Origin of the sequence: Pseudomonas sp. DY-1 (assembly GCF_003626975.1) — a bacterium.
Lineage (GTDB): Bacteria > Pseudomonadota > Gammaproteobacteria > Pseudomonadales > Pseudomonadaceae > Metapseudomonas.
Genome location: NZ_CP032616.1, coordinates 858424 through 870440 on the forward strand (window position 1 = coordinate 858424; position 12017 = coordinate 870440).

Sequence of the window (12017 nt, forward strand, 5' to 3'; positions counted from 1 at the left end):
AGGGCAGGGCACCTCAGTTGGCCAACCCCAGTTCCTTGGCCCGGGCGATGGCCTGGGTGCGGCGCTCTACACCGAGCTTGAAGTTGATCCGCTGGGCGTGGGTTTTCACCGTATGCAGGGAGATGAACAGGCTTTCGGCGATCTGCTGGTTGGAGTGGCCACGCACGATCAGCCGCAGCACTTCCAGCTCACGCCGGCTCAATAGGGAGGCCGACACGTTGTTGTCGGCACCAGCGCTTTCGCCAGACCAACGCATCATTGCGGGGTTGCGCAGGGCGAATGCCCGTTCGACGCTGGCCAGGCCCATTTGCCGCGAAAGCGCCAGAGCCTCCAGCAAGGCCTGGCGGGCTCGCGCCTGGCGGTTGTCGGCGTACAGGCCTTCGGCCAGGCTGAAGCCGATTTCGCAGGCCAGTGGTCGGCGCCCTTCTACCGTTGCTTGCTCGAGCATGGTTTCCAGTTGCGCCAGGGGTTCACTTACCACGCCATTTGCCAAGCGCGCCTGCGCCAGTAGCAGGCGCAGGCGCAGGTGCAGGTCGGGCGCACCATAGGGGGACATCTCAAAAGCTTCGGGGGGCAAGGCGAGCAGTGCTTTCTCGGCATGGCTGGAGCGACCCTGGTGCAGCCACAGGCGCGCTTTGGCGCGCACCAGCAGGCCCTGGTACATCGGCACGCTGATATGCCGGTACTGCATCATTCGTTCGGCATCGGCAATGCGTGTGAAGGCCCTCGGCAGGTCTTCCTGAAGGGCATCCAGTTCTGCCAGGCCGAGGAAGGCCCAGAACGCAGCCGCGTCGGAGCACGCCTGGCTTTCCTGAAGGCCGGCGAGGTAGGCCTCTTCGGCTGCCTCATAGCGCCCTTGCTGCAACAGCAGGGCGGCGCGACGCAATTGCACGCGTCCGCGCATGGGGCTGGCTTCCGCGCCCCAGGCGACGCTCAGTTCGCTGTACACGCGCTTGAGCAGGGTTTCCGCGCGCAGCAGTTCTCCGCGCAGTTCCAGCAGCTTCACATGCCCCAAGGCGAACACGGCTTCCATGGCCGGGCTCGCGTGCTCGCGGGCTTCCTTGATGGCCACGCGATTCAGGGCCTGCGCGTCGTCCAGGCGGCCTTCGATCAATGCCAGTTCCAACTGCAGGGCACAGCAGAACAGACGCTGCGCCCAGGCGTGTTTTGGGAGTTCGGGGACGGCTTCGTCGAGCAATTGCCGGGCCTGGCCGGATTGCCCACGGTGGAAGGCCAGGTTGCCCGCCAGGGCTTTCCATTGCGCCAGCAACCCCCGCTGACGGCGTGCATCGGGTTGGGGGAGGAAGCGCGCCAGGTTGTCGGTAAGTCGCTGGGATTCGTCCAGTCGGCCGCATAGCAACAATGCCCAGGCGTTCAGCAGGACCAGGCGCGGAGTGCTTTCCAGCAGGGTCTCCGGCAGCTCGCTGCGCCATTGCATCAGTAGGGCCAGGCTGCGTCCCTGCAACAGGCGGTCACGGGTGTAGTGCTGCATCAGGCTGGCAGCCACTTCCGGTTGCTCGGCCTTGAGGGCATATTCCAGCGCCGGGCGAATCTGGTCCTGGCTCATGTACCACTGGCATGCGCGGCGATAGAGGGTTCGGCTCATGCCTGAGGGCAGCTGGGCTGCCAGCAGGGGCGCGATGGCCGGCAGGATGCACAGGGCATGTTCGTCGTCGCCAAGCGCTTCGATGAACAGGCCGCACTCACGCAACTGCGACAACAGGTGGCCACCTTCGCCCGTGCCGAGCAGGTGCTCGCACAGCTCGAGGTCAAAGCGCGGGAAGTGGGCCAGGGTGAATAGCGCCTGCTGCCATTCGGGTGGCAGGGCATCGAGCAGCTCGTGGCGCAGGTAGTCCTGCAACAGCGAGCGATACAGCTCCGCGGCCTGCTGGGTGCCAGCCTTGAGACCAAGCATCCGTAGCAGGGTGCCGGCACACCAGCCGCGCATTTCCTGTTGCAGGTCCTGGGCGGCCGACCAGGAGGCGCCCTGGTCAGCGTGCTGGAGCAGTTGGGCAGTTTCCGCTGCGGTGAACGCCAGTTCGTTGCTGCCCAGTTCGAAAAGGTCGCCATCGAGCAGCATGCGCGCCAGCTGAAGCTGCGGCCGGCGGCGGCTGGAGATCCACCATTGCACTTGTCGCGAAGCTGACTGGATCAGTTCGTTGAGCAAGCGGTCGAGTTCTACTGCTGGGAAGCGCGAGTAGTCATCCAGCACCAGCCACAAGGGCTGCTGTTCGCACGCCAGCAACTGGCGCAGGGTGGCGAAGTCGGAGGTTTCGCAGCCCAGGGACTCGGTCAGGCGCCGGGTGAAGTCGTTCGGCGACAGCGTTTCGCCGCGCAGGTCGAGGTAGGCCACGCGGGTGCCTTCCGGGATTTGCTGGAGGCATTCGGCCAGCAGCACGCTCTTGCCGTAACCGGCGGGGGAGCAGAGCAGGCGCAGGCGGCAGTCGCCCTGAAGCAGGGCCTCATGCAGGCGTGGGCGGGGCAGATGACCGGGTGGCAATCGCAGTGGGTGTTTGGACGGCATTGAGGCGCTCGAAGACGTCACGCAGGGTGAATTCATCCTTGCAGAGGAAAACGCAGTACGCAAAAAAGGCGGCCCCTGGGGGCCGCCGAACACAGGAGTACATCGATGACACAACAGTGCGCCGGCTGATTTCTCAGCGCACGCCAGTCTGGCGCAGGGCAGCCGGGGTGTAGTCGGCGGCCGAGGCTGTGGCGCCGAAGACGAAGCTCTGTTTTTCCTCGTTCTTCAGGCCCAATACCGAGTAGCGACCGGAGATCAGGTCGTACAGGGATTCGGCGGTGTAACCCGGCACCTTGTGGTTGTAGTACTGCTGGGCATGGCCTTCACCCACGCGCCAGAGCTGGCCACGGCCGTCGTAGTGGTCGACCTCGGCGAGCTGCCAGGTGTCTTCGTCGAAGTACATGTCGCGCTTGGCATAGATGTGCCGTTCGCCCGGCTTCAGCGTGGCCACGACGTGCCACACGCGGTGAAGCTCGTAGCGGGTCAGGTCCTGGTTGATGTGGCCGGCCTTGATGATGTCGCTGTACTTGAGCTTCGGATCATCCAGCTTGTAGCTGTTGTAGGGGATGTACAGCTCCTTTTTGCCGACCAGTTTCCAGTCGTAGCGGTCCGGCGAGCCGTTGAACATGTCGTAGTTGTCGGAGGTGGCCAGGCCGTCGGCGGCGGTGGCCGGGCCGTCGTAGGCCACCTGCGGGGCGCGGCGTACGCGGCGCTGGCCGGCGTTGTAGAGCCAGGCCATGCGCGGTTCCTTGACCTGGTCGATGGTCTCGTGGACCAGCAGCACGTTGCCCGCCAGGCGAGCCGGACCGGTTACCCGCTGGATGAAGTAGAAGAGCACGTTCTCTGCCTTGGCCTTGTCGAGGTCCGGCAGGTTGGCCGGGTAGGACACCTCGTCCTCGAAGTGGACCATGTTGAAGGCGCCGTTGGCCTGCGGCTGCACGCGGGTCATGTAGCGGTGGATGTTGCCGCCGCGATAACGGGTGGTGTGGTTCCAGACCACTTCGACACCGGACTGGGGAATCGGGAAGGCGTAGTAGCGGCTTTCGAAATTCTTCAGGCCATTACCGCCATCCAGACTTTCGGTCCTTTCCGCGCTGGTGCGGATGGCTGCATAGAGCTCGTCAGGCAGGGCTGCCGTGCGGTGGGTCTTGTAGACCGGGATCTTGTAGGTGTCCGGGTAGCGCTGGAGCATCGCCAGCTGACCCGGGGTTAGTTTGTCCTTGTACTGCTGGGCATTGGCCGCGGTGATGGTGAACAGCGGCTGCTCACCCGCGAAGGGGTCGGCAAGGAAGCCCTTGGCGTCTGGCTCGCCGGCGCTGGTGGGCAGGCCGCCAGTCCATGCGGGGATGCTGCCGTCGGCGTTGCCGGTCTTTTCCGCGCCGATGGGCGTCAGACTGGTTCCGAGTGTGGCCACCTGGTCGGCCGGAGCCGCAGCCATCACGCTGGCGGCCAGCAGGGAAAGTGCCAGTACGCCCGATTGCAGGATGCGCTTTTTGTTTTTCATGGGGATCGCCTCCGGGGCTCTCAGAAGTTCACGCCGACGCTGAATGCGAGGAAGTCGCGGTCGATCGAGGTGTTGAAATCGCCACCGAAGAAGTCGGTGTACGACAGGCTGGCGGTGTAGGTGTTCTGGTAGTCGGCATCCAGGCCGAGGCTGACGGCCTTGCGGCCTTCCTCGAAGTTGCCGCCGGGACCGGGGGAATAGCCGTCGACGTCATGGGACCAGGCGATGCTCGGCTTGAGGTTCACCCCGGCGAACACGTCGTTGTAGTCCCACACTGCGCGGACTCGGTAACCCCAGGAGGTGCTGGTGGTGAAGCCGTCGTCGTTGCAGTACTTGCTGACGTTTTCGCCATTGGGGCCGACGGTGCCGGCGTTGATCGCGCGGCAGGTGTTGTTCGGCAGGGCGCCGGGGCCGTACACCGGGTCGCGGCCATAACGCGCCTGGTTGGTGCTTTCCAGGCCGCCCACATGGGTCACGCCCACTTCGCCGACCATGGTCAGTCGCTCGGCGCCCATCACCTGGTCGAAGAAGTGCACGAATGTGGTCTGCAGCTGGGTGATTTCCTTTCGGTCGTAGCCGTTGAGCGTGCTGCCCGGAATGGACGCCGGATTACCACCGAGGATCGAGAAATTGGAGAACGCCGCGAACGGGCCGCCGAACTGCGCCAGTCCGCGCACGCCGCCGTAGAGCAGGTCGGTGGTGTTCAACTGCACCGGAGCATTGGGTCGGTAGCTGACCTCGCCGCTCCAGGCCGTGCCGGTGGGCAGGGTGGTAGAGAAGCTCAGGCCGTACAGGCGGATGTCTTCAGGGTACTCGATGAAGTAGTTGCTACCGCCGGCGACGTTGGCGATGGCCACGCCCTGTCGAGCCGCGCCCGGCACCACCGGTGTCGAGGTGCCGGCGAGAACGCCGAGGGATTCACGGTAGGTGGCCTGGTTCGCAGCCTGGACGCTGAAGATCGGCGCTCGGGAGTGGTAGTTCATGAAGTAGGCGCCGAACTCGGTGTCCAGCGGCTCGAACATATAGCGGATCGCCAGGCCCCACTGGCCATCGTCACGGGCATCGCGGTCAGGGCCACGGGGCACGATCACGCCTTCGCCGGTGGTCTGGTAGCCGAAGGCGCGGCCAAAGGGCGCCAGGGCCGGGGTCAGCACCGCCAGGTTGCCGTCGCAGCCGTCGGCGACCACGTCCGGTTGAGAGAAGAAGGTGCCGCAGTTGTCGACGACGGTCTGGTCCCACTCCAACTGGTAGAAGGCTTCGGCCGACAGATTGTCGGTCAGGCTCTGGGACACGTAGAACATGTTCACCGGGATCAGGCCTTCCTTGATCTCGGCCCCGGGACGGCGGAATGCCGACACATCGATGGGGTTCACGGTGTTGATGCCGTTCTGGATGAAGGTGCTCTCACCCCAGCTCACCACCTGTTTGCCCAGGCGCACGCTGCCCGGCATCTCGGCAAAGGTGTAGTTGTGGTAGATGAAGGCATCCAGCAGCTGGGCGCCGGCGGACTTGGCGCCTTCCTTGCGGCCGCTGTCGTCGATGTCCTTGAACGGACGCTGCTCGTCCTTCAGCTCGAAGTCGTACCAGTACTTGCCGCGCAGGAAGACGCCCGTGTCGCCGTACTTGAGTTCGAGGTCATGGATCCCCTTGAAGATCTTCGAGAAGGTCTCCCCCTTCTTGAAGTTCAGGTGCGCGTCGTCGGAGGTATGCGCCAGACCGTCGCCGCCGCTGTTGGCGCCGATGAGGTCCGGGTCGGCGCTGCGCATGGACCAACTGGCACCTACCGAGAGGGATGAATCGAACTGCCCTTCGATATCCCCGATATTGAAGGTCACCGCCTGGGCTGTGGCGGAAAGACCCAGGGCGATGGCGGCTGCCAGTGCGTGGGGTCTGAAGTCTGCGTGCCTTGTTCTTGTAGTCATGGGGCCACCCTTATTGTTCTGTTGGCGGCCGAACGTTAATGAATCCTCCCAAGGCGGGTAACGGACGAAGTAGTGATATTCAAAGTCATACTTTGTAGTGACACGACTCCGGCGCGGCAGGTGCAGGATGCGGGGTGGCATCTCGTCCTGGTGGGGCGGCACCGAAGGCGCGCATGCCGCAGGTTGCGCATCCGGGGGCTGAAGGGCGGTTATCGTCCGATGGAAGGCCTGGGCTTCTACGTGGCGGCGCATAACCTTCCTGTAAGACCAATGTCGTCGCCACGGGGTGATCGACGACCCCCGGGGCCGTTGGCCGGGAGCAGTGCCTATGAGCAGTCGATCGTCTGTCCTGTATGGCCGGCGGCTTCGCCGGAATAACCGCTGGCCATTGGCCGGTGCCTGTCTCTGGTTGTTCCTGATGACGTTGCTGGGTGCCGAGGTGGCCGCCGGCGAGGCGCAGGGAATCCCCGACGAGGGGTACGGCCTGGAGGAGGGCAGGGGACGGACGGGCGAGGGACACAACGGCACGGGCTTATAATCGCCGGTGCAGTACTTCCAGAGTTCAGCACCCCCGCCATCTTGCTATTCGCGCTCGTGCCAACTCTGACGGACGGTTGGGGCCTTGGGCCCACATACCACCGGAGGAGAAGGGCGGTTCGCACGGCGATCCTGCACGGCCAGCGCCAATCCAGCGACCCATCCATCCGGCGGCACCTCACCTGCCGCCCGGTCACTGCCCTCGCGATAGGGCTTGCCGACCCGCCTCCTTTCTCCGCTCAGCGGCCACCTGCCATGTCCAGGGCAGATGCCTGACAGGAGGTACAGAAATGAAAAGAACAATTGCACTCGCCATTCCAGTGCTGCTGCTAGCCGGCGCATTGGCCTCCACGGCCCTCGCTGAGGACGACCTGTTGCGCTTCAGGGGTGGTATCGGCGTGCTGCCGGTTTCCAGCGGTCAGGGCACTGAAAACATTGCCACGGTCGTCAATCGCAACCTGGTGCGCGGTGTGCAGCCCGCCGGGCAGATCTGGGTTATTCGCACCTTCGAGGCCAGGGTCAGCATCACGGGAGCATTCCGGGCCGAAGGGCGGGGGCTGATCCTGGGCGGTGGCAACAACATCGGCAGGGCCACTGGACAATCGGTGTTCGCTACCCTGTTCTGCGGCGGCGTCGCGCCCTTCATTGAAAGCAGCACCGACCTGGTCGGCGTCCCCCTGACCGAGGATGGTGATTTCGTGATCAACGACGTCTTCGATCCCGTCCCACCGAATCCCTGCGACAGCCCGGTGCTGCTGATCCGCAATGCCGCCAACTCCAGCTGGTTCGCGGCAGGCATTCCGCGGGTGAGAAACAACCTGCCGGATGACATGAACGACGACCTCCCCATTCCTTTGACGCCCTGAGGCTCCACGCTCATAGCCCTCTCCCTGGCGGGAGAGGGCGTCTCGGCAGGCATCCTTCGCCGTCGGCGGCAGCACGGATATACTGGCCCACATTTCCCGACCGATCCGACAGGAGTCTGCCTTGGACTACCTCGCAGCATTGCTGGCCATTTCCGGCGTCCTGGTGCTGAGCGTCGTCAGCCCCGGTCCCAACTTCGCCATTGTCACTTCCACCGCGACCCTCAGCTCGCGCCGTGCCGGTGTGGCCACCGGGCTTGGCCTGGCAGCTGCCTCCGCCACCTGGGCGCTGCTGGCTGTCGCCGGGTTGGGGCTGATCGTGTCACAGGTGGAGTGGCTTTATCTCGGCATCAAGCTGGCCGGTGCCGCCTACCTGATCTGGCTCGGCGGCCGGATGATCCTCGGGGCGCGCAAGCCCCCGGTTGCCACGCCTGAGGCCCTCGAGTCCGGCGTTTTCGCTGCCGCCCGCAAGGGTTACCTGGTCAGCATGACCAACCCCAAGGCGCTGGCCTTCTACGGCAGCATTTTCGCCGTGATGGTCCCGGTCCAAGCGCCGGTCTGGTTCCATGCAGCCATCGTCGTCATCGCCGCCGGATTCTCCGGCCTGTGGTACTGCAGCATGGCACTGCTCTTCTCCAGCCCCGCAGTACGCAGCGGCTTCATGCGCTTCAAGGCGGTGTTCGAGACTCTGATGGGCGTGTTCCTGCTGGGCTTGGGCGGACGGTTGCTGCTCAGTCGCTGAGCACCAGGGCGAGACGTGCAGTTCCGTAGGATGCGGTGGAGCGGAGCGATACCCATCAGAGCGTGTGTCGATGCGGCCGAAGGGCGAACCTGCGGTCCGCTTGGCGATTGAAATGGCTCTCTCTGCATTACGTGTTGCAAGCAGCTGCATTGCCCGTAGGAGCTGGCTTGCCAGCGAATGGCCCCGTTTCGCTGGCAAGCCAGCTCCTACAAGGTTCTTGGCCCAATGGTGAATCTCTCGCAACAGCTGACGCAGACATGGCGATTGAAATCACCTCCACAGGAAAGTCGAGTGCCCTGAGAAGGGGCATGCTGGCTACGTAGTATTACGTAGTCGTGCTTCGTAGTTGTGCGAATGTCTCCGCGGGATCAAGGCGCCGATAGTGTCCGCTGCCCCTATCCGGGCATAAACAACAACAAAAGCCGCCGCAGGTGACCCCCAGCGGCAGGAGACAATTCAATGACTCAACTGGCTACCCGAATCGCCTGGTTCGCCGTTGCCCTGCTTGGCGCATTCGCGCTGGGTACCGTGGCACTGCGTCGGGGCGAAGCCATCAACGCCCTCTGGATCGTTACTGCTGCAACTGCGATCTACCTGATTGCCTACCGCTACTACAGCCTGTTCATCGCCAACAAGGTGATGCAGCTGGACGCCTCCCGCGCAACACCTGCAGTGCTCAACAACGATGGTCTGGACTACGTTCCGACCAACAAGCACATCCTCTTCGGTCACCACTTCGCTGCCATTGCCGGCGCTGGTCCGCTGGTCGGTCCGGTACTCGCCGCGCAGATGGGCTACCTGCCCGGCACGCTCTGGCTGATCGCCGGCGTGGTCCTGGCCGGTGCCGTGCAGGACTTCATGGTGCTGTTCCTCTCCACCCGCCGTAACGGCCGCTCCCTCGGGGACATGGTCCGCGAAGAGATGGGGCGGATTCCGGGCACCATCGCCCTGTTCGGCTGCTTCCTGATCATGATCATCATCCTCGCGGTGCTGGCTCTGATCGTGGTGAAAGCCCTGGCCGAAAGCCCGTGGGGCATGTTCACCGTGATGGCGACTATCCCGATCGCGGTGTTCATGGGTGTCTACATGCGCTACATCCGTCCGGGCCGCATCGGCGAGATTTCCCTTATCGGCGTGGTGCTGCTGCTGGCCTCCATCTGGCTTGGCGGCATAGTGGCCGCCGACCCGGTCTGGGGTCCGGCCTTCACCTTCACCGGCGTGCAGATCACCTGGATGCTGATCGGCTATGGCTTCGTGGCCGCCGTGCTGCCGGTTTGGCTGATCCTCGCTCCGCGTGACTATCTGTCGACCTTCCTCAAGATCGGCACCATCGTCGGCCTGGCCATTGGCATCCTGGTCATCGCCCCCGAGCTGAAAATGCCGGCCCTGACCCAGTTCGTCGACGGCACCGGACCGGTGTGGAAGGGCACCCTGTTCCCCTTCCTGTTCATCACCATCGCCTGTGGTGCGGTATCCGGCTTCCACGCGCTGATCAGCTCCGGTACCACGCCCAAGCTGCTGGCCAACGAAACCCACGCCCGCTATATCGGTTACGGCGGCATGCTGATGGAGTCCTTCGTTGCCATCATGGCCATGGTCGCCGCCTCGGTGATCGAGCCGGGTGTGTACTTCGCCATGAACAGCCCTGCCGCGCTGGTGGGCACCGACGTCAACGCCGTTGCCGCCACCGTCACCAGCTGGGGCTTCGCCATCACGCCGGAAGTGCTCCAGCAGACGGCGACCGATATCGGCGAGCACAGCATCCTGGCCCGTGCCGGCGGTGCGCCGACCCTGGCCGTGGGTATCGCGCAGATCCTTCACCAGGTGCTGCCGGGTGAGAACACCATGGCCTTCTGGTACCACTTCGCGATTCTCTTCGAGGCGCTGTTCATCCTCACCGCCGTGGACGCCGGTACCCGTGCCGGGCGCTTCATGCTGCAGGACCTGCTGGGCAACTTCGTCCCGGCCCTGAAGAAAACCGAGTCCTGGACCGCCAACGTCATTGCCACCGCCGGTTGCGTGGCCCTGTGGGGCTGGTTGTTGTACCAGGGCGTGGTCGACCCGCTGGGCGGTATCAACACCCTGTGGCCGCTGTTCGGTATCTCCAACCAGATGCTGGCGGGTATCGCCCTGATGCTGGGCTGCGTGGTGCTGATCAAGATGAAGCGCCAGCGCTATGTCTGGGTCACCCTGGTACCGGCCGTGTGGCTGCTGATCTGCACCACCACCGCAGGCCTGATCAAGCTGCTCGACCCGAACCCGGCCGTCGGCTTCCTGGCCCTGGCCAAGAAGTACAGCGATGCCGCGAGTGCCGGCCAGATCCTGGCTCCGGCCAAGGATATGGGCCAGATGCAGCACGTGATCTTCAACGCCTACACCAACTCGACCCTGACCGTGCTGTTCCTCTTCGTGGTGCTGAGCATCCTGTTCTACGCCATCAAGGTGGGACGCAGTGCCTGGATGAAGTCCGAGCGCACCGACAAGGAAGCGCCGTTCCAGCCGATTCCGGACGCTTGAGGAGACCGCGAGCATGTTCAATGACCTCGGCCGCATGGGTAAGTACCTCGGGCAGGCCGCGCGCATGCTCGTGGGCATGCCGGACTACGACAACTATGTCGAGCACATGCAGAACAAGCACCCGGACAAGCCGGTGATGAGTTACGAGGAGTTCTTCCGCGAGCGGCAGGACGCCCGCTACGGCGGTGGCAAGGGACGGCCCATACGCTGCTGTTGAACGCCTGATGCGGTAACCTGAGCGCCACGCCTGTCGTGGCGCTCTTGTTTCCGGTCATCCCCCCCGGAGCCCAATTTTTTGTAGGAGCGAGCTTGCTCGCGAAGAACTGTTCGCGAGCAAGCTCGCTCCTGCGGGTTGAAACCTGATTTCGAGGATTGCCCCGATGTCTGCCCATCTCCCCATTCCCGTCACCGTGCTCAGTGGTTTTCTCGGTGCCGGCAAGACCACTCTGCTGAAACACATACTCAAGGCCGAGCACGGCCTGAAGATCGCCGTGATCGAGAACGAGTTCAGCGAGACGCCCATCGACGGCCAACTGCTCGGTGAAGAGCCGGTGCAGGTGATGACCCTGGCCAACGGCTGCGTCTGCTGCTCCATTCATGTCGAGCTGGAGAAAGCGCTTTTCCTCCTGCTGGAGCGCCTGGATGCTGGCGAGTTGGCCTTCGACCGTCTGGTAATCGAGTGCACCGGCCTGGCCGACCCGGCGCCGGTAGCGCAGACCTTCTTCGCCGATGAAGAGCTCTGCGAGCGCTACGTACTGGACGGCATCATCACCCTGGTGGACGCGGTGAATGCCGAGCGCCACTTGCAGGAAACCATCGCCCAGGCCCAGGTCGGCTTTGCCGACCGGATCCTGGTGAGCAAGCGTGACCTGGTGGATGAAGGCCACTTCGACGTGCTCTGCCAGCGCCTCTCACGCATCAACCGCCGTGCCCCGATCCGCGTGGTGGACCATGGCCGCATCGATCTCGCCGAGTTGCTCGACGTGCGCGGCTTCAACCTCAATGCCGATGTCGGCCCGGCGCTGACCCTGCGCCCCCTGAGTCCGGCCGGCACCCCCGATCGCATCGGCACCCTGGTGCTGAAAAGCGAGCGGCCGCTGGATATGGACCGGCTAAGCGCCTTCATGGAAGCGCTGCTGGAGGAACACGGCAATTCCATGCTGCGCTACAAGGGCGTGCTCTGCGTCGAGGGTGAGCCTCGCCGACTGGTGTTCCAGGGCGTACTGCGGCTCTACGGCTTCGATTGGGACACCGAGTGGCAGGAAGGCGAGGCGCGCGAAAGCGTGATGGTTTTCATTGGCGACCAGTTGCCGGAAGAGAAGATTCGCGCCGGGTTCGAAGCCTCGCAAGTGTGAGGTCGGCGCATCGCGAATGAATTCGTTCCCACGGTTGGGTCACGCTTCATCGA

General features: G+C 64.1%; 8 protein-coding genes. 5 read left to right on the forward strand and 3 right to left on the reverse strand.

Features of this window, described 5'->3' with window-relative positions:
• Positions 1 to 13: 13 nt before the first annotated feature.
• From D6Z43_RS04340 to D6Z43_RS04350, 3 genes are all read right to left on the reverse strand, one after another.
• On the reverse strand, positions 14 to 2524 hold the full coding sequence (locus D6Z43_RS04340) for a LuxR C-terminal-related transcriptional regulator (protein WP_162945799.1): 2511 nt from the start codon (positions 2522 to 2524) through the stop codon (positions 14 to 16).
• Between the two features lie 133 nt (positions 2525 to 2657).
• A complete protein-coding gene (locus D6Z43_RS04345) occupies positions 2658 to 4028 on the reverse strand; it encodes a DUF1329 domain-containing protein (protein ID WP_120650765.1) in 1371 nt (456 codons plus the stop codon).
• 20 nt (positions 4029 to 4048) lie between these two features.
• Positions 4049 to 5950, reverse strand: coding sequence for a DUF1302 domain-containing protein (locus tag D6Z43_RS04350; protein ID WP_120650767.1), 1902 nt, complete (start codon positions 5948 to 5950; stop codon positions 4049 to 4051).
• A gap of 827 nt (positions 5951 to 6777) precedes the next feature.
• On the opposite strand from D6Z43_RS04350, the gene D6Z43_RS04360 reads away from it, so the two are divergent.
• From D6Z43_RS04360 to yjiA, 5 genes are all read left to right on the forward strand, one after another.
• Positions 6778 to 7353, forward strand: coding sequence for a hypothetical protein (locus tag D6Z43_RS04360; protein WP_120650771.1), 576 nt, complete (start codon positions 6778 to 6780; stop codon positions 7351 to 7353).
• 121 nt (positions 7354 to 7474) lie between these two features.
• On the forward strand, positions 7475 to 8092 hold the full coding sequence (locus tag D6Z43_RS04365) for a LysE family translocator (RefSeq protein WP_120650773.1): 618 nt from the start codon (positions 7475 to 7477) through the stop codon (positions 8090 to 8092).
• 459 nt (positions 8093 to 8551) lie between these two features.
• Positions 8552 to 10609, forward strand: coding sequence for a carbon starvation CstA family protein (locus D6Z43_RS04370; protein ID WP_120650775.1), 2058 nt, complete (start codon positions 8552 to 8554; stop codon positions 10607 to 10609).
• 13 nt (positions 10610 to 10622) lie between these two features.
• Positions 10623 to 10826, forward strand: a complete 204-nt coding sequence (locus tag D6Z43_RS04375) for a YbdD/YjiX family protein (protein ID WP_120650776.1) — start codon at positions 10623 to 10625, stop codon at positions 10824 to 10826.
• A 163-nt stretch (positions 10827 to 10989) separates the two neighbouring features.
• Entirely contained in the window at positions 10990 to 11964 is a 975-nt protein-coding gene (gene yjiA / locus D6Z43_RS04380) for a GTPase (RefSeq protein ID WP_120650778.1), read from the forward strand.
• Positions 11965 to 12017: the final 53 nt, after the last annotated feature.